Annotated in this window: 14 protein-coding genes; 9 read left to right on the top strand and 5 right to left on the bottom strand. The window is 68.3% G+C overall.

Annotation, left to right across the window (positions count from 1 at the left end; genetic code table 11):
* The first annotated feature begins 1,249 nt into the window (after positions 1-1,249).
* On the top strand, positions 1,250-2,266 hold the full coding sequence (locus tag AQJ27_RS17180; RefSeq protein WP_067368926.1) for a DUF6215 domain-containing protein: 1,017 nt from the start codon (positions 1,250-1,252) through the stop codon (positions 2,264-2,266).
* Positions 2,267-2,366: 100 nt separating this feature from the next.
* On the opposite strand, the gene AQJ27_RS17175 is transcribed toward AQJ27_RS17180, so the two are convergent.
* The 3 genes from AQJ27_RS17175 to AQJ27_RS17165 form a co-directional block, all read right to left on the bottom strand.
* Positions 2,367-2,918 carry a beta family protein gene (locus AQJ27_RS17175; protein WP_235613528.1) on the bottom strand — a complete coding sequence of 184 codons (552 nt, stop codon included), beginning with the start codon at positions 2,916-2,918 and terminating at the stop codon, positions 2,367-2,369.
* Between the two features lie 427 nt (positions 2,919-3,345).
* Positions 3,346-4,329, bottom strand: a complete 984-nt coding sequence (locus AQJ27_RS17170) for a hypothetical protein (RefSeq protein ID WP_235613527.1) — start codon at positions 4,327-4,329, stop codon at positions 3,346-3,348.
* Positions 4,330-5,357: 1,028 nt separating this feature from the next.
* Entirely contained in the window at positions 5,358-6,005 is a 648-nt protein-coding gene (locus AQJ27_RS17165; RefSeq protein ID WP_067368920.1) for a helix-turn-helix domain-containing protein, read from the bottom strand.
* Positions 6,006-6,130: 125 nt separating this feature from the next.
* Between AQJ27_RS17165 and AQJ27_RS17160 the strand changes: the two genes are divergently transcribed.
* Both AQJ27_RS17160 and budC read left to right on the top strand, forming a co-directional pair.
* Complete coding sequence (locus AQJ27_RS17160) at positions 6,131-6,547, top strand: ester cyclase (RefSeq protein WP_201264303.1); 417 nt, start codon at positions 6,131-6,133, stop codon at positions 6,545-6,547.
* 354 nt (positions 6,548-6,901) lie between these two features.
* On the top strand, positions 6,902-7,678 hold the full coding sequence (gene budC / locus AQJ27_RS17155) for a meso-2,3-butanediol dehydrogenase (RefSeq protein ID WP_067368914.1): 777 nt from the start codon (positions 6,902-6,904) through the stop codon (positions 7,676-7,678).
* Between the two features lie 162 nt (positions 7,679-7,840).
* Here the strand turns inward: budC and AQJ27_RS17150 are convergent, their stop codons facing one another.
* Both AQJ27_RS17150 and AQJ27_RS17145 read right to left on the bottom strand, forming a co-directional pair.
* Positions 7,841-8,365, bottom strand: a complete 525-nt coding sequence (locus AQJ27_RS17150) for a CAP domain-containing protein (protein WP_067368911.1) — start codon at positions 8,363-8,365, stop codon at positions 7,841-7,843.
* Positions 8,366-8,824: 459 nt separating this feature from the next.
* On the bottom strand, positions 8,825-9,664 hold the full coding sequence (locus AQJ27_RS17145; RefSeq protein WP_067369353.1) for a patatin-like phospholipase family protein: 840 nt from the start codon (positions 9,662-9,664) through the stop codon (positions 8,825-8,827).
* A gap of 232 nt (positions 9,665-9,896) precedes the next feature.
* On the opposite strand from AQJ27_RS17145, the gene AQJ27_RS17140 reads away from it, so the two are divergent.
* The 6 genes from AQJ27_RS17140 (at position 9,897) to sbnB (ending at position 22,665) form a co-directional block, all read left to right on the top strand.
* The gene (locus tag AQJ27_RS17140) at positions 9,897-11,567 is read left to right on the top strand and encodes a M1 family metallopeptidase (RefSeq protein WP_235613526.1); all 1,671 of its coding nucleotides are present in this window, start codon (positions 9,897-9,899) and stop codon (positions 11,565-11,567) included.
* Between the two features lie 406 nt (positions 11,568-11,973).
* Entirely contained in the window at positions 11,974-13,938 is a 1,965-nt protein-coding gene (locus tag AQJ27_RS17135) for an N-acetylmuramoyl-L-alanine amidase (RefSeq protein WP_067368903.1), read from the top strand.
* Between the two features lie 687 nt (positions 13,939-14,625).
* On the top strand, positions 14,626-17,208 hold the full coding sequence (locus tag AQJ27_RS17130; protein ID WP_067368902.1) for a Pls/PosA family non-ribosomal peptide synthetase: 2,583 nt from the start codon (positions 14,626-14,628) through the stop codon (positions 17,206-17,208).
* Complete coding sequence (locus tag AQJ27_RS17125) at positions 17,205-20,453, top strand: non-ribosomal peptide synthetase (RefSeq protein WP_067368901.1); 3,249 nt, start codon at positions 17,205-17,207, stop codon at positions 20,451-20,453. Before AQJ27_RS17130 ends, AQJ27_RS17125 begins: the two co-directional genes overlap by 4 nt.
* 128 nt (positions 20,454-20,581) lie before the next feature.
* Positions 20,582-21,586, top strand: a complete 1,005-nt coding sequence (locus AQJ27_RS17120) for a TauD/TfdA family dioxygenase (RefSeq protein WP_067368896.1) — start codon at positions 20,582-20,584, stop codon at positions 21,584-21,586.
* A complete protein-coding gene (gene sbnB, locus AQJ27_RS17115; protein WP_067368886.1) occupies positions 21,583-22,665 on the top strand; it encodes a 2,3-diaminopropionate biosynthesis protein SbnB in 1,083 nt (360 codons plus the stop codon). Before AQJ27_RS17120 ends, sbnB begins: the two co-directional genes overlap by 4 nt.
* The last annotated feature ends 147 nt before the right edge of the window (positions 22,666-22,812 follow it).

The raw sequence follows: 22,812 nt of genomic DNA, 5'->3' as shown, positions 1-22,812 counted from the left end.
CTCCCACCACATGGGGGTCAGATCGGCGAGTGGGCCTGGCGGCTTAAGCGCTTTGCCTTCGATCGCAGGCTTGGCCTGCACGATGCGATGCCGGGGACGCTGTGCCTCCTGAGCGGCTGCCTTCTGTTCCAGCCACGAGGTGCGCTGCTCAGCAGCCTGGTCGCTTTGTCGCTGCACCCGTTCCCGAGCCCGCTGGTGTCGGGACTTGGGACGTGATTGCTGCTGAGCCGGAGGTGCCGCGGCATCCTGCACCTTCTGGTGGCATCGCCGACACAGGTAACCCTGAGGATACGGCGTTGCTCGGGCCATGTTCCGGCAGTCCGGCTGGCTGCATAAGGCGGTGTTCAAGCTGTCCCCCCTGGACGCACTGGGCGTCTACGCTACTCTGTGTGCCCAGGAAGCACCACCATGGTGACATCTTCAGTCATCGTCGAGGCCCAGAACCTCCTTGAAGCGCGAGAGCCCTTCGTGTGCCCGCTCCCTATGTATGGGGTGATCCGGTCTCGTGTGGCCGCGGGAAGGTCTATCCACCTCCGCCATCAGCTCGACGTACTCGCTAAAGACTTGTAGGTACAGGATGGCGAGTTGGCCAACCTGCCGATGAATGAGGTCATCCGAAAGAAGTCCGCCTCGAACAGTGCCAAGGCGTCTTCGAGGACGGAGTGGCGATTCGGAGACAGGGCGCCAGGCGTTGGTCGATCGTCGATATGCACAGTCTGGATGCTCAGTCGGCAATCGGGAAGGTCCCCGGGTCTGTGGACTATCTGTGGACTTGGATACACCCGGTTGAACTCATGCAAGGCCGTGACCTGCCACTTTGTCGACGAAGCAAGCGCCCTCCGGAGCCGTGTGCGCAGGTTTGAATCCTGCCGGGGGCACAGAGGCCGGACCAGCGTGATCGACCCGCTGACCAGCCGAAGTGCCAGACATTAAGAGCCGGATCCAGTCCTACTGGGCCCGGCTCTTTGTCATGGTTACGCACTGATCGCGAGTGAGCAGCGAGTGGGTTTCAGGAACCTGGCCGGTAGCGGACAGCGGGGCACGGGCGTGCCGTGGGTGTGCGGGCTCAGGGCAGTGGGGTGGTCCAGAACATCAGGCAGCTTTGGCTCAGCCCTGGCACCCGCTGTCGTCCCGATAGCCGATCTCGGGATCGTCGGCTTGGCGTCTTTTGCTTCGGCAGGCCCTGCACGTGCCCGGAATTGTGGCTTCCATCATGGCGAATGTGATCTTGTCCTGGTGAGATCGCCAGATGCTCGGTTTCCTCCTCCGTCTCCTGCCGTTCTGGGTCCGTGAGCCCCTGCTCATCGCGGTCGGGTCTGTTCTCGGCGTACGCATCATGTATCTCGCCGTCCGCGATCACGATCGGGTCGCGGCCGGTCTCGGCGTGGTGTTCCTCGTGTTCACCGCAATACGCGTCTACGCGGTGATCCGGGCCCTGCGCGCACGCCGGAACCCGAGTCCGACAGCCTCCGCAGACGGGGCGGCAGTCGATGCTGCCACCCAGCCTCAGGCCCAGGCCCAGCCCCAGGCCGGGGCCGGGCCGCGTCCCAGCCCGAACACTCCGGAGAAGGAGCACAACGCATGGGGCCAGGCCTTCGCGGCCGTGGCAGTGTTCGGGGCACTCGCGGCCACGCTGTGGCTGGGCCCCCGCTTCATGCCGTCCGACGACAACACCCCGAAGCCTGCCTCGTGTTCGGACGAGACGCACGAGGAGCTTCCGAAGGCCTACACGGACACGCCCCAGCCTGTGACCGGTGAAGAGCTGTGCAAGGCGCTCAACCGGCCGGACCTGGCCAAGCTCCTTGGAACGCCTGAAGAGACCGCGACCACTGTTTCCAGCAACAACAACACCGCTCCTCTGACTGATGGGAAGGTCGCCCAACCGGAGGTCGAGGTCACGTTCGAGACGTACACCGTGAATGTCTCGGCCACTTACAACGAGCTGACGACCCACCAGTACGTGAAGCTGATGAAGTTCGGGAATGAGAGGGACATCAAGACGCTTACGGTTCTCGGTCGGCCCGCGGTCCTCTTTTCGGATCACACCATGAAGTTCGAGATCAATCTCGGGAGTGGCGGATCCGGCGGACCGGTCGAAGAAGGCCCCCTGGCCAGGACGCTGTCCGTGGCCCTGGACCGTAATGACCGAGGCGGCTACTGCGAAATCACCGTGTGGAGCACGTCCGGAGCCCTCCCGAACGACAGCGCTCTCCTCGACATCGCCGAGAAGGTTCTTCCGAAGATCCCCGAACGACCTGCCCGATGAGACGCCGAAAACGTCTCGGCGAGAAGATCGGTCCAGTCGCTTCCCACGCTGGACGTACTCAGCCATAGGAGTGGACTGGGGGCGACGGACCAAACCGTGATCACAGGGCTTCAGTGGTCGCTTCGGCCGGGAGTTCCCTGGCCCGATCCGAGTGCACTGGGCCGGCATCGACCAGCAGATCGACTTCGTCTGGAGCCAGCCGTACTGCTCGAAGAAGGTCCCGCATCTGATCTCCGCAGGGGATCGAATCGCCGAGGTCCTCCGCCGCAGATATACACAGGCATGCCCCGCGCAGGTGGACCGCGGAAACCGCTGCCACCTCTGCCAACCCTTCATCAGTGTCGGAGCACCTGAAGACTGGGCACATGGCGACGCCCCGGAGCCCCAGAGACTCGCCAACTCTTACAAGGGGCCGACCCACGTCCCCTCTGAGCACGCGGACGGGAGGCAACGCGCCACAGTCAACTGTGAGAATCATGCCGTCTGGCACGTGCTCCATCGCGTGCTCGCAGAAGGTCTCCAGCAAGTCCCGGAGCTCCAAGTCCGGCACGATCTCCATCACGGAACGGAGCTGAGCCTGCACCTCCGCTGTGACGTGTCCCAGCGCCAGAAACTCGCCCGCTTTGCCCTTCAGAATAGGAACGTAGGCCACCAGCCACCCCCAAGCGCTCCCCACACTCAGCCAGTTGTGGTGCTAGTCCCTCTTGACAGGGTGACGGGGTAAAACAGTGGTAGGTAGAGCGCTGTTCGAGCCACGGGGCACAAAGTTGAGGGACGAACGACGCACGCAGGCCACATACCGAGGCGGTAGGGCTCCTCGGAGTCTCTCCGAGTGAGTAGCGGGTGAACGCGCCTCCCCCGAGTCCATGCGGCGACGTTCTTGCAGTTCAAAGGGCGGAACTGCGACGTGAACGGCTTGCCCTCCGGAGCCGAGTGGGCAGGTTCGAATCCTGCCTGGGACACCCTGTGTGAGGTGCCCGAAGACCCCGTCACCAGCGGAAACGCTGAGGCCGGGGTCTTCGCGTATGTGCAGGCGTAAGAAGCCCGAGGCGGCTCTACGTCGGGGACCCGCTCCGCGGTCAGGACGTACAGCGGGGCACCGAGCTGATGGGCCGGCAGTTGTTGGGGGTGTTGTCGACGATCCGGCTGTTGACGAGGTTCAGGACGCTTGGGGACGGCGCTTGCCAGATACCGCCGCCGTTGAGCGCACTGTTGTGCTGCACCACTGTTTTCGTGAGCGTACTGCTGCCGTAATTGGCGATACCGCCACCCAACTGGCCGGCACGATTGTCGGCGATGGTCGTCGAGGAGATGTCCATCGGGGCGCGGTCGTTGTAGATTCCGCCGCCCTGCTCGAAGGCGCGATTGGCGCCGATGTACGACTTCTTGATGGTGAGAGAGGCCCCGGCGGTGAAGATGCCACCCCCAAGTTGCGTAGCCTGATTCCGCTCCACTTTGGTGTTGTCGAGCAGGGTGGTGCTGCGCGGATCGTTGTAGATGGCGCCTCCCCGCTGTGCCGCGCTGTCCCGCAGGACGCTGTCATGGACTTCGAGGGTGCTGCCCTGGTTGACGTAAATGGCGCCCCCTTGGTTCGCCGTGCTGTTGGTGACCGTGCTGTGCCGGAGGATGAGCGTCGCTCCGTCGGTGGGCAGGTAGGTGCCGGCGTATTCGAGGTAACCGCCACCGGTCGCCGTGACACCGTCGACGGTCAGGCGCCCATTGGGGCCGTCGATCTCCGCGATGCGGAAGGCATCGGAGGCGTCGGGGTCCCGTCGGATGGTGGTGTTGTGACCCAGCAGGGTGACGGTGCCCGTGATCTGCGGCAGGGCGTTGGCGCCGAGCCCTCCGGTCGACGCTGGAGTGGTGACGTTGTAGACGCATTTGGTCGCGAGCCGGATGGTGTGCGGTCCGGTGTTGTTGTTCGCGGCGACGATCGCGTTGTTGAGCGCGTTGACATCACACGGGATGGATACCTGGGGTTCCGCGTTTGCCACGCTTCCCATGCCGAGCACAGCCACAATCGGCATAGCCAAGGCCACAGCGCTGAGTTGACGTCTGAGCATCTCTTCTCCAGATCGCATTGAGTGATCAATTGATCACTTTAAGCAACAGTGAGCAGTTTTCCGCGAGGTCGCAACCTGTCATTCGCGGCAAAGGCAGGACCGGCAGCCGGGTATCGACGCGACAGCCATGACTTTCGACGCGTCCCAGCGGGTATGCGCGGCCGCACGCCGGCGGGCGCACCAGCGGCGGTGGCGCAGGCCGAGGGCGGTGGCGCAGACCGAGGGCGGTGGCGCAGACCGAGGGCGGATGGGAGGCCGGTGGGTACGGAGACCTCGACGCTATTGCCGGCGCGCTCGGCCACCTCGGTAGGGTCGACGCCGGCGTTGAGCCACGTCGACACCGCCGAGTGACGAAGGTCGTGCGGGCGGCTCGCGAGCGGCGGCGTCACGACGGCCGGTGGAAGGGCCAGGAGCCGGGCCTCCTGCCACGCCGGACGTCCTCAGCGGGCCGGTTCTTCAGACCGTGGTCGTCTTGGGTCTCCCCCGAGTCCGTCCATTGCCTTCCGACCGACGGCCGCGTTCGGTGGAGCAGAGCTGATCCCCGGCCCTGGGGAGGCAGAACCAAGTCCGTCTCGACGAGGCCGGTCGCTTCAGCCGGCCGGAGACCGCCGAAGTACATCGCAGCGAAGAGATCGCGGACCCTGAGCAGGCTCGCAATCTCCTGGCGGCCGTTTCCTACGTGGGCGGCTACCGGCGTGCTCGCGGTCGGCGCCGGAGACCTTCGGTTTCTGCCGGCGGGCGGCTGTGATCGGGTTTTCGCGCAGCTCCCCCAGGTCGACCGCGCAATTGGCGGCGTTGACGAGCGTCCGCCGTTTACGCCGCACGGTTTCGGCTGCCGCGGCCGTGCGATCGAGCTTGAGTTTCAGCGAGTCCAGCACTGCACGGGCCTTGGCCAGATCGGCGAGGGGGCTGCAGCGGGCAGGGGTGCTGGGACATGCGTGGTGGACGGTGCCGCTGTTCCCGTGGCACGCGTCGGCTCCACGCCGACGATGCCGATCGCAGGTCGGTGAGGCTGGTGCGCAGCTTTATTACTGCCGCGGCGATCTCTCGTTCGTGGGCGGGAGCGGATCGGCCGGGCGGCTCGTCGCACGGGTCTGCAGGCGGACGCGGAGTCCGTCGCCGCCTGCCAGGTAGAGCACTTCGGCCGGCTTTTCGCCGGCTGCGCCGAACCAATGGGGAATCTGGGTGTCCAGTTCGGCCGCGTCGCCGGGACCGAGATCGAGGCTGGTGTCGGCCAGGGCGAGCTGGACCTCGCCGGCCAGGACACACATCCACGCGTAGCCGTCGTGACGGCGTTGATCGGGCGTTTCGTGCGGGGGCAGGATGAGCCGGTACGCCTGGATACCGCCTGTGTGGTGGGAGAGCCGTTGCGCGTCGATACCGCGGCGCCGTCGCGGCGAGTGCACGACCGGTGGCTCCCCCGCGTGCTCCACCACCGAGACCATTTGTTCGAGGGGAGTCCCGTAGACGGCGGCCAGCGGGACCAGCAGGTCGAGCGAGGGCTGACGCCGCCCGCCTTCCAAGCGCGAGAGCGTGGATACGCCGATGCCGGTCAGAGCGGCCACCTGCTGCAGCGTCAGCCCGGCGGCCCGGCGAAGCACGCGCATCCGGGGGCCGATCTCCGGGAGCAGTTGCGCTATCTGATGGCGCTGGGGGATCGCCGAGAGGGTTGCCATGGCCGGCAGTTTTGCAGTTTCCGCATCTTCGTGGACCGCGATGTGCGCTGCGGTGGACTCTCACACGGGCCGGATCACGGCCTGTCACAACGGTCAACGGTCGCATGCAGAAAGGCGGTGGCGGCGTGACGGGACAGGATTCCCACGCGGACCACATGCGGTACTTCGTCGAGCAGGTGCAGGAGAAGGGACACCTCGGCCTGATCGACGAGCTCGTCCATCCCGGCTTCCGAAACCACACCGTCGAGCCGGGACAGCGTGATGACAGGGACGGGGTGCGCGAGACCATGGCGGCCCTGCACGAGGCCTTCTCCAACCTGCGGGTCGAGGTCCTGCACTGCGTCGGCGACGGAGATCTCGTAGCCACCCACAAGGTTTTCCGCGCCACGCACACCGGCTCGTGGTTCGGCATCCCGCCGTCGGGCACTCGGGTCGAATTCAGGGTGATGGACCTCTTCCGCTACCGGGACGGGCAGCTGTTCGAGCACTGGGCCGTCGCCGACACGGTGAACCTGCTGCGTCAGACCGGCGCCCTGCCGTAACCCCTGCCGCCCGGCCCGGGGTCGCTCGGCTCGCCCCGTTGCGGCCGGTGCGGATGTCGGAGGAACCCGGCTGCTGTTCCCTCTGGCATGCCCAGTCCGGGGCACGGCGGTCCGGCATCGCGCTGAGATGACGGCCGTCGCGCTCGGCCCTCGGCCGGCCGACGGACGCGGAGGACGCCGTCCAGGACGCCGCGCTGTTGGCCGTGAGCAGGGTCGGGGACCTGCGGGTCCCTACCGCGGTCCGGCCATGGCTGATGGCGAGCCGACCACTGTTCGCGAACGTTCGCTTCTTCCGCCCGTGCCGACGCACGGGCGACGACATCTTTTTCGTGCATGAGGAGTTGGGGATTTCCGATGGCTGAGGACAAGTTCACGGGCAAGGTCGTCATCGTCACCGGCGGCGGATCGGGCATCGGCGCGGCCACCGCTCACCGCTTCGCCGCCGAGGGCGCCACGGTGGTGGTCATCGGCCGGACACGGGCGAAGCTGGACAAAGTGGTGTCCGACGCGCCAACGGGCTCGACCCTGATCGCCCGGGTCGGTGACGTCTCGGACGAGGAAGAGATCACCAGGCTGGTGGATGCCGTGGCTCACGACCACGGCCGGTTGGACACTCTGGTCAACAATGCCGCGACGTGCGAGCCGTTGGGCACCGTGTCCGACATCGATGCGACGGGCTGGCGACGTGTCATGTCCACCGATCTCGACGGAGTCTTCTTCGCCTCCAGGGCCGCACTTCCGCATCTGCGTGCCGTGGGCGGCAGCATCGTCAATGTCGGTTCGGTATCCGGGCTCGGCGGTGACTGGGGCCTGGCCGCCTACGACGCCGCCAAGGGCGCGGTGACCAACCTGACCAACGCGATGGCGCTCGACCACGGCGCGGAAGGCGTGCGGGTGAACGCCGTCCATCCCAGCATGATCTCCACAGACATGACTGCGGGATTCCTGCAGAACGATGAGATCGTCGCCGCCGCGCTCAACCGTGTACCCATGCAACGCTTCGGCGAGCCTGCCGAGGCGGCTTCCGTCATCACGTTTCTGGCCGGTTCGGCGGCGAGTTACGTGAACGGGGCTCATATCCGCGTCGATGGAGGCCTCGGCGCCTCGAACGGCAATCCGCACATCGCGTAACACCGCGACATGCGAGGCCGATCCCCTCAGCCGTCGGCGACCGCGTTCACCGCCACCCTCCGGGGCAGGTCAAGAATGGTGGTCTTTACCCGGCTGAATGCGGCGGCCTCCGCGAGCACTGAATCTGGGCGACATGTGTCTTCACGACTGCCGCACACAGCGTCAGGGCGCGTACTGGCACACCGTGATCGAGCCGGTGGGAACGCCGCTCTTGGTGCCGCAGCCGATCTTCCCGTACCTCTCGCTGATCATGTTGTAGTAGTGACCCCACTTCTTGTAACCGGGGCTGTCGGTGTCGTGGTTGGGGTCGGCGTCGTAGGCGCTCTTCTCCGCGGCCCATTGCCCCGTGGCCTGGGTCGCCGAAGAGGAGGATATGTTTTCGGCGGCGTTGCTCATCGGGCCGTGGTGCAGGCTGCCGCCCGCGGTGGATTCCGGGTTGTCGGCCCAGTCCTGGGCTGCCTTGGCGAGCGAGTCGTCCCAGGTCAATGGTGACTGGCCGGCCTGTTGGCGCACACTGTTGGTCTCGGAGACGATGGCTTGTTGATCGGAGGGGCTGACCTCGGAGACGGTCGCGGAAGCACCCGTCGTCAGGGCGGAAACACCCGTCGTCAGTATCGTGCCACCGGTCAACAGCGCCGCCGCGACGATGGTCGCGGCGCGACGGTGCAGCAGAGTGGAGTTCTTCATCGCGACTCCCTGGTCGCACAGAAAACAGCAGCGGCGAGAAGCCTGCTGGGGAATGTCGGCGTGGAGCACGGCTGCCACGGAAGCGAGCCGCACCGCCGACTCATGCCGTGGCCAGACAGCCACCGGCGACAAAGTGGTCTCGTCGGCGGCCGCATGGCCGCATTCGGTACGCCCAGCCTATGCCCGGGGCGCCCGTGCAGCGACCGGAAACACAGCGACACGGGGCCAGGGATCGTGGGGTCACATGCCTTCGCGACGAGGCGTCACCGTCGTAGGGGAGGTGGGGTGGCGGAGAGGTGTGGCGACGTGGCCGAGGTGATAACTCCCGTACGGTCGCGGTGAGTTCAGTGGGTGTGGCACCCGGCTCGGCTTCCACGTTCCGCAATCGTGCGGCTCCGAGCCCCAGTTGGCTTCGAGTGATCGCAGTCTCCCGACCCGGATCTCGAACTCCGTCGAGGCTCAGCCGTGCCAGACGGCTCGGACCTCTTCGGCGTACTCGGCCGCCTGGCGTAGGCCCGCCTGGGCCGCGCCCGGAATGCGGGACGCGTCCAGAGGCTTGCGGCCGAAGGCGCGGCGGGCCGCTCGGTCCGGGACCAGCAGGGCGGCCCGGGTACCGCCCGCCTCGAGGGAGGCCACCTGATCGAAGGCGCTCTGGGTCGCGCCCGGCACGTCGGGGATCGGGGCCAGGACCACAACCCGTCGGCTGTCGTGCGCCAAGTCGGCATTGGTCGTGGAGCGTACGCCCCCGTCCATCCAGCGGCCCGCCCCGATCGTGATCGGCGGGAACAGCGGTGGCAGTGCACACGTGGCCGACATCGCCGTCACCAGGTCGACGCCGCTGTCGGCGCTGAAGCCGGTCGGTTCACCGGTGAGCGCATCCACCGCGAACAGCCGCACGGGCCGCTTCGGCCAGTCCTGAACCGGCAGTTGAGGGCGGATCGCGTCGAAGAGGTCGGCCTCCGTCACATCGCGCACGTTCAGGGAGAGCCGGCCCAGCCGCTTGACCACGGTCGCCGGATCGCGCGAACCGAGCGCCGCCCACAGGTACTTGACCGTCATGAAGAAGGTGAAGTCCACCTCCATCATGGCTCGCTTCCGGGCGACCTGTACCTCGTACAAGTCGGCGGGCGCCGCTCCTGCGGCCAGTTCCACGGCGAGCAGCGAGCCGGCCGACGTGCCGGCGAGCACGTCAGCGCCGCCGAGGTCCAGCCCCGCGTCGGCCAGCCCCGCCAGCATGCCGACCTGCCATGCGTACGCGGTCAGGCCGCCCCCGCCCAACACCAGCGCCGTATCCGCCACGTCCACCCTCCCCACCAACGGGGACCAGTCCCCGTTTCCTGCTCTGACGCTAGCACGTAAACGGGGAGGAATCCCCGTTTCTGATCGCGGTACCCAATGGCGGTACCCGACGGGGTACCCAATGGCGGTACCCATGCCAGTAACCGCACGAGGTGACCGCCCATGAAGTGACCGACAGGGATGTGGGCCGAAATAGGCGGTTATGGGCTGATCCTGCTGGCATAGTGCGGCCATGGAGATCCACGACCCCCGGCAGCCGAATCAGTCCCGTGGCCTCCGCGGCCTCCGTGGTCCCCGCGGCCTCCGTGGTCTCCCAAGCCCCCGCACCCGCCGTACGGCCCTCCTCCTCACCCTCACCGGCGCCGTCGGGATCGGGATCGGCGGTGCCGTCGTCCTCGTCGGCGTCCTCCCCCACAAAGACCACCCCTCCCCCGCCCGCCCAGGCACCCTCGCCACCACCAACCCCTCCGGCACCGTCCCCTCCAGCACCGACCCCTCCGGCACCACCCCCTCCGCCGGATCACCCGGCGCGGCCCCCTCCCCCGGTGCCCCGGGTATCGGCGACCCGCTTCTGCCGCTCGACGGCAACGGGGGGTACACGGTCACCCGCTACACGCTCGCCTTCGACTGGCGGGCGCCCAGGACGCGCTTCGACGCCAGTACGACCATCAGCGCGAGCGCCACGCAGTCCCTGTCCCGCTTCGACCTCGACTTCGCGGGCAACACGCTGCACTCGGTCACCGTGGACGACGTACCGGCGAGGACCGTGCGCGACGGAGACGAGCTCGTCGTCACGCCCGCGAAGCCGATCCCCCAGGGCGCCGCGTTCACCGTGCGGGTCGCCTACACCGCCGACCCGACACAGCGAAGGCACCGCGGCGACGCGATCGGAGACTACGGCTGGGTGCCCACGCCCGACGGCACCGTGCTCTATCCGCAGCCCGACGGGGCCAAGATGATCTTCCCGGCGAACGACCATCCGAGCCTGCGGGCGCCGGTCACCTTCCTCATCACCACTCCACCGGGTGTCAGCGCGGTGGCCAACGGGCGGCTCGTCGAGCGCGCCCCGCGGCCCGACGGACGGGTCCGGTGGACGTACGACTCCGAGCAGCCGGTCGCGGCGCAGCTGGTGCAGATGGCGATCGGGAAGTTCACGTTCGTCGAGAGCACCGGTCCGCACGGGCTGCCCGTCCGGGACGTGGTCCCCGGCGACCTGGTCACCGAGACCAAGGCCTATCGCTCGCTGACGCCCGAGCACCTGGCCTGGCTGGAACAGCGGCTCGGCACGTACCCCTTTCGCCGTTACGGCGTGCTGGTGGGGGACACGGACCTGCCGGTGGCGCTGGAGACGCAGTCGCTGTCCCTTGTGCCGAAGGGCGACCTGCAGGGTGACCGGGTCGACGCCGAGCGCGACCTCGTGCACGAGCTGACCCATCAGTGGACCGGCGACAGCGTGGCCATCCGGCGGTGGTCCGACCTGTGGCTGAGCGAGGGTCACGCCCGTTTCTACGAGCGTCTCTACTCCGAGGCGCACGGCGGCGACGGCGTCGAGTCCGCGATGCGGGCGGCGTACGAGCAGCACGACCAGTGGCGTCACGACGACGGGGCGCCCGCCGAACCCCGCACCGAGGCCGCCCTGTTCAAGCAGGTGCGGTACGACGGCTCGGCGCTCGTGCTCTACGCCCTCCGGGAGAAGGTCGGTGAGGGGGCGTTCGAGCGGATCGAGCGGTCCTGGGTGACGAAGTACCAGGGGCGGGCGGCCAGCACCCAGGACTTCGTCGCGCTCGCGTCCGAGGTCGCGGGCGAGGACCTGAAGCCGTTCCTGACTCCGTGGCTGTACGGGGACCGCACCCCGCCCATGCCGGGACACCCCGACTGGCAGGTGGACCCGGTCCAGGACTGAGCCGTCACCTCCCCCGTACGACGGGACTCCCGCTCGACGGCGCTCCCGCACGCCCGCACGACGGCACTCCCGCGCACCCCGTACGACGGGACTCCCGCACGCCCGTACGACGGGACTCCCGCACGCCCGTACGACGGCACTCCCGCGCGCCGCGGCGGGCTCGCGCCGACTCCCCGCCGTGGCGGACGTTCTGCCGCCGACCGGGTGGCCTCTGCCGGGTGGCTGGGCCACACCAGTGACGCTTGGCGCGACGGGGCGTGTCGGGCACGGAAACGTACGGGGGGTGATGCAGAGGGCAACTCCTTTGTCCTGATTGCGACGAGCATGATTGGAGACCCTTGCGATGAGAAGACGTGTCGCCCCCCGTGTCCCCAACTCCCCACGTGAGCACCGCCGTACAGTCCGCATGACCGCCTCCGCGGCGCTCCTGATGCCGCTGCTGGCCGGCCCGGCGGCGTGCGCCGGAGGGACATCGGCCGACCGCCAGCTGCAGAACGTCTTCACGGACGCCGCGAACGAGTACCACGTGCCGCGCAGTGTGCTTCTGGGCGTGTCCTACCTGCAGTCGAGATGGGACACCCGGCCGGGCACCCCGAGCGTCGTCGGCGGCTACGGGCCGATGCACCTGGTCGACGCCCGCCAGGCCAAGACCAAGGGCAAGTCCCCGGCACCGACTCCGTCGGAGTCGCACCGCGGAGGTGCCCAGCCGCCCGCGGCCGCGGCGGGGCCCTCGGCCTCGCCCGGGGCGGGCTCCCCGGGCGGACGCTCCGCGCAGCCCGCGGACCTGCGCCGGGCCGCCGGCCTGATCGGAGCCCCGGTGGCGCGGCTGCGGACCGATGCCGAGGCCAACGTACGCGGAGGTGCGGCGCTCCTCGCGGAGACACAACGGCAACTCGGCAAGCCGCTCAGCACCAACCCGGCGGACTGGTGGGAGGCGGTGGCACGCTTCCCGGGGACGGGAGACACCACGTCGGCGGCGGAGTACGCGAACAACGTCTTCGCGTTGATCCGCAAGGGCGCGCACCGCACCACCGACTCCGGTCAGCAGGTCACCCTCCCCGCCACCCCGGGCGTACACCCCCGCACCCCTCACCCCGAGGCGGCACGGCGGCCCAAGGAGGTCGAGTGTCCCGCGGCGCTGACCTGCGACTGGCTCGCCGCGCCGTACGTCGAGTACGACGACGACGGCGACTACGGCAACCACGACCTGGCCGACCGGCCCAGGGACCAGAAGATCGAGTACATCGTCATCCACGACACGGAGGCGGACCTGCCGTCCATGCGTCAGACCGTGCAGGATCCGACGGAGGCGTCCTGGCACTACTCGATCCGCTCCAAGGACGGCCATGTCACCCAGCACATCAGGACCAAGGACGTGGCCTGGCACTCCGGGAACCAGTTTGTGAACGCACGTTCGATCGGCATCGAGCACGAGGGATTCCTCAGACAGCCCGACGCCTGGTACACGGAGCAGATGTACCAGGCCTCGGCCAAACTGGTGCGCTACCTGGCGAAGAAGTACGACATCCCACTCGACCGGCAGCACATCTTCGGGCATGACAACGTGGCGTCGCCGACCGGCTCGAGCATCCCCGACATGCACGACGACCCCGGTCCCTTCTGGGACTGGCGGCACTACTTCGACCTCCTCGGCGCGCCCCTGCGTGCGACGGCCGGGCCCAACAGCGACCTGGTGACCGTGCTGCCGGACTTCGGCACCCACAAGCCGGTGTTCACGGGGTGCACCAAGAGCGGTGTGAAGTGCGCGCCGCACGGCTCCAGCGCCGTCCGCCTGCACACCGAGCCGGACGAGCACGCGCCACTGATCCAGGACCCGGGCCGGCGCCCCGACGGCGAGGCATCCACGGAGGACGTCAACGACCTGGGGTCGCGGGTCTCCGCCGGCCAGACCTACGCGGTCGCCGGACGCAGCGGCGACTGGACGGCGATCTGGTACCTGGGCCACAAGGCGTGGTTCAAGAACCCGAAGAACCGTCCGACGGCCGTCGGCGCGAGCGGCGCGTTCGTGACTCCGAAGGAGGGCGTGAGCGAGATCCCGGTGTTCGGGCGTGCCCTCCCGGAGGAGGATGCCTACCCGGAGGGAGTGGAACAGCAGTCCGAGTCCCCGCTCCCGTACACCCTCCTCGCGGGCCAGCGGTACGTGGCGCAGTCCCGGCCCGTCGGTTCCTACATCGACAGGTCGACCTTCAGCGACACACCGAGCCTGGTGGTGACGGGGCGCGAGGAGTACTACGAGATCCAGTTCGGCCACCGGATCGCCTACGTCCGCGCGAGCGACGTGGACCTGGTACGTGTACCCGGCACGGAGAAGGCGCCGTCGGGACACGCGGCGCCCCCCGCCGGGCAGTAACGGGGTCCCGGTCCGAGCCGGAGGCGCCCACGCGACCGCGTGGGCGCCTCCGGCTCAGTCGTGCCGGGGGTGCCGACGGCACTTCTCTCCGTACCTCTTCATGCCTCTCCGTACCTCTTCATGCCTCTTCACGCCTCCTCATGTCCCTCGGCATCCCTCCGTGCCTCTCCGTGTCTCTCCGTTGTCTCCGTTCTCTCCGTGTCTCTCCGTGGACGTCCCTGCGCCCTCTCCTCGGCCCGCGTGAGCGGCTCGTGCCGCACTTCTCCTCCGCGCGTCCGCGACCCCGTCGGCGGCGTCCGGCCACCCTTCCGGATCAGGTACACGCCACTCGTACGCAGTAAGGCGAATCCCGTGCGCAACTCCTCGTCATCCCCTCGGTCGGGATCGTGGACGGGGAGTGAAAACGGGCGCCGACCGCTCTGTGCCGCGGGCACCGGGCGTCAGCGGCGAGACCCCCCTGACGCCGTCGAAGGCCAGTGCCATACCGACACGATCCGGTTCGAGTGGCAGCCCCACGGATGGACGGCTAAGACTGAGGCAACGGCCTTGTGACCGGCCCGGTTTTGCGACCGGAACAGATCCTGACCTCATGGCTTCCGGATTACTCGCTCCGGCCGCCGAAAAGCGCGCGTACAGGGCGTCGACCGTATTGGCAGGCGGCGTTCGAAAGTTCCTCAAGGAGCTCGCATGGAGGAGAAGTCCGTCGAAGTCCTGACGCCTGGTACGGGTGAATCCGCACTCGACAAGCGTGGGTATACCGGACCGAAAATCGTCATCGAGAAGGAGCTCGCAGAGGTGCTGGCCGGCGTCATCGACGTCGAACGAGTATCGGTCGAGAGTCACTTCTTCAACGACCTCGGCGCCAACTCATTGGTGATGGCTCAATTCTGCGCACGGATCAGGAAGCGGCCGGATCTCCCCTCGGCGTCGATGAAGGACATCTACCGGTACCCGACGATCCGGAGCCTTGCGACGGGTCTCGCGGACACCGAACCGCTTCCGGCCGAGTCGTCGGTTCCGGCGCCGGCCACGGTGGTGACGCGGGCCGGGACGGCACGGTACGTCCTCTGCGGAGCGCTTCAGTTCTTGTTCTTCATGGGATATTCCTTCCTCGCCGGAATTGTCGCCGACCGGGGCTACGGATGGGTGTCCGCCGGCTCGAACGCGTTCGGCATCTACATGCGATCGCTCGTCTTCGGCTCCATCGGTTTCGTCGCTCTGTGCACCTTCCCGATCGTGGCCAAATGGATTCTCGTCGGCCGGTGGAAACCGCGCGAATTCCCGATCTGGGGACTGACGTATCTGCGCTTCTGGACGGTCAAGGCGCTGATCCACGCCAATCCGATGATCTTCTTCGTCGGCAATCCCCTGTACGTGCTGTACCTGCGCGCCCTAGGCGCCCGGATCGGCAAGGGGGTCACGATCCTCTCCCGCCAGACTCCGGCCTGCCCCGACCTGCTCACGATCGGCGCCGGAACGGTGATCCGCAAGGACTCGTTCTTCCACTGCTACCGGGCGCACGCGGGGCGTATCCAGACCGGTCGGGTCACCCTGGGCCGGGACGTGTTCATCGGCGAGAAGACCGTGCTCGACATCGACACGTCGATGGGCGACGGGGCGCAGCTCGGCCACACGTCCACGCTGTACAGCGGCCAGACGGTCCCGGACGGTCAGCAGTGGCACGGATCCCCGGCACAGCCCACCGAGCACGACTACGTGCGGATCGAGTCGGCCGCGTGCGGCACACTGCGCCGGGTCGGCTTCGGTTTCGTCACCCTGCTTCAGGTGTTCTTCCTCTACGTGCCGCTGATGGTCGGGGGCGCGTACATGCTGATCGATCTGGTTCCCGCGCTGCACGACCGGCTGGGCCCGGGGTCGGTGGGGTACTCCTCACCGGCTCTCTACGGCGACGCGCTGGCCCTGTCCTTCGTGCTGTTCTTCGGCTTCGTCGTCTTCGGCGTGGCCGTGCTGTTCACCGTTCCGCGCCTGCTGAACCTGGTCATCAAGCCGGACAAGGTCTACCCGCTGTACGGCTTCCACTACTCGACGTTCCGCGCGATCGGGCGCATGACCAACATCAAGTTCTTCAAATGGCTGCTCGGCGACAGCTCCTACATCGTCTACTATCTGCGCGGCCTCGGATACGACTTGTCACGGATCGAACAGACCGGGTCGAACTTCGGCACGGAAGTGCAGCACGAGAGCCCGTATCTGTGCTCGGTCGGCAGCGGCACGATGGTCGCCGACGGGCTCTCCATCGTCAACGCGGACTATTCGAGCTCCTCTTTCCGGGTGTCCAAGGCCTCGATCGGACCGCGCAACTTCATCGGGAACAACATCGCCTATCCGTCGGGGGCCAGAACGGGCGAGAACTGCCTCCTCGCGACGAAGGTGATGATTCCGCTCGAAGGAGAGGTACGCGAGGGTGTGGGCCTGTTGGGCTCGCCGTGTTTCGAGATTCCCCGGTCGGTCGAGCGCGACTCACGGTTCGACCATCTCCGCAGCGGCGAGGAGTTCCGTCGCAGTCTCGCCGCGAAGAATCGCTACAACATCCGCTCGATGACCCTCTTCCTGATGGTGCGGTGGATCTACTTCTTCGTCCTCACGGTGGTCGCTCTCGCCGATGTCGATCTGTACGACTCCTACGGGCATGTGCTGATCGCCGCGTTCCTGATGTTCAGCCTCGCTTTCACACCGCTCTACTTCGTCATGGTGGAGCGCTGTATCGCCGCGTTCCGCGGGCTGCAACCGCAGTTGTGTTCCATCTACGAACCGTACTTCTGGTGGCACGAGCGCCTCTGGAAGGTGCCCGAGAACTATCTCAACATCTTCAACGGGACCCCTTTCAAGAGCCTGATCTGGCGGATGCTGGGCGTTCGGATCGGCAGCAGGGTCTTCGACGACGGCTGCCACCTGACGGAGCGGATGCTCACCACCATCGGGAACGACTGCACGCTCAACGCGGGAAGCAAGATCCAGTGCCATTCGCAGGAGGACGGCACCTTCAAGTCCGACCGCAGCACGATCGGCGCCGGCTCCACGCTCGGTGTCGGCGCCCACGTCCACTACGGCGTGACGATGGGCGACGGAGCGGAGCTCGCCCCCGACTCCTTCCTCATGAAGGGCGAGGAAGTCCCGGAGCGCGCCCGGTGGGGCGGAAATCCGGCGGCCGAAACGCGCGAGGCCCCCTACCAGCCTGCCGCACTGGCGTACAAGGCACAGCGTGACCACTCCGGCCTGCAGGCCCAGTCAAACGGGAAGATGCGATGAGAGTGCAAGTGGAAGCCGATCGTGAGTTCTGGCGCGGTCAGCTCGTGGCCGGTGGGTTCACCGCGGTGCCGCGGTGGACGCCCCAGCCGGTGGCGGGCGTCGCCGACCACGAGACGACGGTCCCGGAGGACGTCGCGGGACCGTTGCGCGGGCTGGCGCAGGACCTGGCGGTACCGCTCGACTCGGTGCTGCTGGCCGCGCACGCCAAGGTGCTCGCCGCGCTGTCCGGCGAACGCGAGGTCGTGTCCGGTTACGTCCCCGCCGACGGCGGCCGGCCGCTGCCCTGCCGGCTGACGACCGAACCCCCGACGTGGCGGACGCTGCTGCTGAACGCCCATCGGGCCGCGTCGGAGGTGTTGTCGCACAAGGACTTCCCGGTCGACGACCTCAGGCGCGAACTGGGCCTGAACGAACCGCCGTTCGAGGCCGTCTTCGATCCGGGCGGTGTGGGCGGCGACCTGGCCGAGGACACCGTGGTGCGGATCGGGTTCTCGTCGCGGGACGGCCGGCTCGTGCTGCGGCTGCGGTACCGGACCGACGTACTCGACGCGGACTGCGCCGCACGGATCGCCGGTTACCACGTCGCCGCGCTCGCCCGGATCGCCGTCGGTCCGGATGCCGAGCACGGACGGCAGATCCTGCTCTCCGCCGAGGAACTCCACTTCCAGCTCGAAGGGCTCGCCGGACCCCACCGGGAGCTGCCCGACCGCCGGATGCACGAGCTGTTCGAGCAGCGGGTGCGCGAACACCCGGACGCCGTCGCGGCCGTACACGGTGAACGGCGGTGGACCTACCGCGAGCTCAACGCCCGGGCCAACCGGCTGGCACGCGCGCTGCTGGCGCGCGGGCTGCGCCGGGAGGGCGTGGTCGCGGTGGTGACCGAACGCAACCTGGACTGGCCGGCCGCCGTGCTGGCGGTCTTCAAGGCCGGGGGCGTGTACCTGCCCATCGAGCCGCACTTCCCGGCCGGCCGCATCGCCACCACCCTCACTCGCGCCGGGTGCGCCCTCGTGCTGACCGAGCACGGCAGCACCACCACCCTCGACCAGGCCCTGGAGTCCCTGCCCGGGACCGGGAAGGTCCTCATCGACGCGGCCTACGCGGAGGACCACGCCGACGACGATCCGGGCGTGCCCGTCGCACCGGACCAACTCGCCTACATCTACTTCACCTCCGGCTCCACGGGTGAGCCGAAGGGCGCGATGTGCGAGCACGAGGGGATGCTCAACCACCTCTACGCCAAGATCGACGACCTGGGGCTCGGCGAGGGGCAGGTGGTCGCACAGACCGCACCACAGTGTTTCGACATCTCGCTGTGGCAACTGGTGTCCGGGCTCCTGGTCGGCGGGCGGACCCTGCTGGTGGAGCAGGAGGTGATCCTGGACGTCCAGCGGTTCGTCGACAAGATCGTCGAAGGCCGGGTCGCCGTCCTCCAGGTCGTGCCCTCGTACCTGGACGTCGTCGTGTCCTGTCTGCGGCAGCACCCCCGCGAGCTGCCGGACCTGCGATGCGTGTCGGTCACCGGCGAGGCGTTGAAGAAGGAGCTCACGGAGCGCTGGTTCGCCGTCCAGCCCGGAATCAAGCTGGTCAACGCCTACGGGCTCACCGAGACCTCGGACGACACCAACCACGAGGTCATGGACCGGGCGCCGGAGCGCATCCTGCTCGGCCGCGCGGTCAACAACGTACGCGTCTACGTCGTCGACGAACACCTCACCCCGGTGCCGCTCGGCGCCCCCGGTCTGATCGTGTTCTCCGGCGTCTGCGTCGGCCGCGGCTACATCAACGACCCCGAGCGCACCCGGCAGGCCTATCTGGCCGATCCGCACCGTGAGGGCGCCCGGCTCTACCGGGGCGGCGACTACGGCCGCTGGCAGCCCGGGGGCAAGCTGGAGTTCCTCGGCCGCCGGGACACCCAGGTCAAGATCCGTGGCTTCCGGATCGAGATCGGCGAGATCGAGAACACCCTGCTGCGGGTGCCGGGGGTGCGCGACGGCGCGGTGGTCGTCGCCGAGCGGGCCGATCAGAGCAAGCACCTGGTGGCGTTCTACTCGGGCCCGCGGGCCCTCGACGGCGACGTCCTGCCGGCCCGGCTCGCCGAGTCGCTGCCCGAGTACATGGTCCCGTCGGCCTTCCACTGGCGCGAAAGCCTGCCGCTGACCGCCAACAGCAAGATCGACAGGAAGACCCTGCAGGCGCTCGCCGGAGACCTCGACGTCGTCCAGGACGACTACCACGCGCCGAACACACCGACCGAACACCGGCTGGCGGCCGCCTGGGCGAAGGTCCTCGGCGTCCCGCAGGACCGGATCGGACGCCGCGACCACTTCTTCGACCGCGGCGGCACCTCCCTCTCGGCGGTGAAGCTCGCCATCACCCTGGACCGTGCGGTGTCCCTCAAGGACGTCACCCGTCACCCGGTCCTCGCCGACCTGGCCGCGCTGGTCGACGGCAGGTCGCAGCGGCGCCCCGGGCTGCTGCACCCGCTGTCGGAATCGGACGACACGCGGGGCGGGGCCCTGGTGTGCTTCCCGTACGCCGGCGGCAACGCGGTGAACTTCCAGCCGCTCGCCAGGGCGCTGCCGCCCGGCGGGCCCGCCGTCTACGCGGTCGAGCTGCCCGGTCACGACGTGGCCGCCGACAGCGAACCGTTCGCGCCGATGACCGAGGTGGTCGAACAGGTCGTCGACGAGATCGTCCGGCGGGGCCTGACCAGGATCCTGCTGTGGGGCCACTCCTCGGGCGCGGCGCCGGCCGTGGAGACGGCCAGAAGGCTCCAGGAGCGTGGGGTGGACGTCCAGCGGGTGTTCCTCGGCGCGCAACTGCTCGGCGACGCCGCCCGGCGGCGTGCCGCCATCGACGAGCTGACGGAACTGAGCGACGCCGAGATCGCCGCGCGGCTGAGCGCGGCCGGCGGGTACACCGAACTCGGCGAGCTGGACGCACGGCACGCCGAGCACGTGGGCGCCGCCTACCGGCACGACTGCGTGTCCGCGCACCGCTGTTTCGCCGACCTCCTGGACAACCCGCCGACGCCCAAGCTGTCCGCTCCGGTCACCGTGGTCGTCGCCGCCGACGACCCGAGCACGGCGGACCACCCGCACCGCTACCGCGACTGGCAGCTCCTGGCCGAACAGGTCGACCTGCACGAGCTCGCCGACGGCGGCCACTACTTCCCGCGCACCCGTCCGGCCGAAGCGGCACAGGCCGTTCTGCGCGCCGCCGAACTGTTCGCTCCTTCCTGAGTGACAACTGACAGGTGACAACTGACAGGTGACAGGTGACAACCGACGAATGACAACCGACAAGTGACAACCGACGAGTGACTGACCCGAGTGACAACCAACTGAGTGGCTACGGAAAGGAAATCGAGATGTCGTCCACTTCCACGGCGTCGATGGTCGACGTGGAACTGCAGCCCGGCAGGCCTCCGCTCCTGCGGGCCGAGGCCACCGGTGGCGCGGCGGGCTGGGCAGCCGCGCACCGGGACGCGCTGCGCGCCGTCGTCGCCGAACACGGCTGCGTCCTGGTCCGCGGTCTCGGACTGCGCGACGCGGCCGAGACCGGTGCCGTCTTCTCGAAGCTCGCCACCGGTCTGATGACCGAGAAAGAGGTCTTCGCACCCCGCCGGACCTACTCCGACGGCGTGTACTCCTCGACGAAGTGGCCGCCGAACCAGCCGATGTGCATGCACCACGAACTGAGCTACACGCTCGAGTTCCCCGGCCTGATGATGTTCGCCTGTCTGAGCGCGCCCACCGACGGCGGGGCGACCGCGGTGGCCGACGCGCCGACCGTGCTCGACGCGCTGCCCGCCGAGTTGACCCAGCGGTTCGAGCGCGAGGGCTGGCTGCTCACCCGCAGCTACAACGACGAGATCGGGGCGTCCGTGGCCGAGGCGTTCGGCACCGAGGACCGTGCTGCCGTCGAGCGCTACTGCCGCGCCAACGCCATCGCGTTCGAGTGGCAGCCGGACGGTGGGCTGCGCACCCGACAGCGCCGCAGCGCCGTGGTGAGTCACCCGGTCACCGGCCGCCGCTGCTGGTTCAACCAGATCGCGTTCCTCAACGAGTGGACGATGGCCCCCGAGGTGCGTGAGTACCTGATGGACGTTTACGGGGCCGACGGGCTGCCGTTCAACACCCGCTTCGGCAACGGCGACCCGATCGGCGAGGACGTCGTGGAGCAGCTCAACAGCGTCTACGAGGCCCACACCGCACGCGAGCCGTGGCAGGCCGGCGACCTGATGCTCGTCGACAACATCCGCACCGCGCACAGCCGGGAGCCCTTCGAGGGACCTCGCGAAGTGCTCGTCGCCCTGGCCGACCCGGTGCGTCTGACCGACTGCTCCCCGACCGTCGAGGTGACCGCGTCATGACCACCACCCGTTCCACCACGCGGGAATCCGCACCGATGTCCGCTCCGGCCGCGCCGGTCACCGTGCCGCCGTTCGCGGTGATCCCCGGCGCCCAGGTGCAGCGCGCGCTGCGCGGCCGCGAGAAGCAGATCATGGAGTTGGTCGAGGCCACCTACCGGGTGCACGGCGCCGGTGACTCGGTGAACCCGCCGTCGTACTTCCTGAAGTTCCCCGACCGTCCGTCCTCCCGGATCATCGCGCTGCCCGCCTCGATCGGCGGGGAGGTACGGGTGGACGGCCTGAAGTGGATCTCCAGCTTCCCGGAGAACGTGGCGACCGGTGTCCCCCGGGCCTCGGCCGTACTGATCCTCAACGACCACGACACCGGCTACCCGTTCGCCTGTCTGGAGAGCTCGATCATCAGCGCCACCAGGACGGCCGCGTCGGCCGCGGCGGCCGCCGGCCGGCTCAGCCGTGACCGGCCACGACCGGCACGGGTCGGCTTCTTCGGGGTGGGCCTGATCGCCCGGTACATCCACACGTTCCTGGTCGGCACCGGCTGGTCGTTCGACGAGATCGGTGTGCACGACCTGTCCACCGACAGCGCGGCGGGTTTCCGGTGCTATCTGGAACAGTCGGGCGCCACCGGCCGGATCACCGTGCACGACAACGCCGAGCAGCTGATCCGCAACAGCGACATGGTGGTCTTCGCCACGGTCGCCGGGCAGCCGCACGTCAGCGATTTGTCCTGGTTCGAACACAACCCTGTGGTATTGCACGTGTCGCTGCGCGACCTCGCGCCGGAGATCCTGCTCGCCTCGACCAACATCGTCGACGACATCGAGCACTGCCTGAAGGCCGACACCTCGCCGCATCTGGCCGAGCAGCTCACGGGCAACCGGGACTTCGTGCACGGCACGTTGGACGACGTGATGGCCGGGCGGGTGACCGTGCCGGCGGACCGGCCGGTGGTGTTCTCGCCCTTCGGCCTCGGGGTGCTCGACCTCGCGGTCGGCAAGTACGTCTACGACGAAGTGGCCCGCGGCGGCGAACTGCACGTCGTCGACGACTTCTTCCACGAACTGAGCCGGTACGGGTGAGTCGGCCTCGAACCCGGGCCGCACAAGACAGCAGCCCCTGACACAGGGCCCTGTCCGACTCGGATGGACACGGGCTCCCGCCCGCAGAAGCGAGAAGCCCGCCCACGGTCGGACGGACATTCCGAAAGTGCCCTGCTCCAGATTGAG

It is taken from the genome of Streptomyces olivochromogenes, assembly GCF_001514115.1.
In the GTDB taxonomy this organism is placed as follows: Bacteria; Actinomycetota; Actinomycetes; order Streptomycetales; family Streptomycetaceae; genus Streptomyces; species Streptomyces olivochromogenes.
The sequence above is the reverse complement of the archived record's forward strand: the minus strand, read 5'-3'. Positions and strand labels throughout refer to the sequence as shown.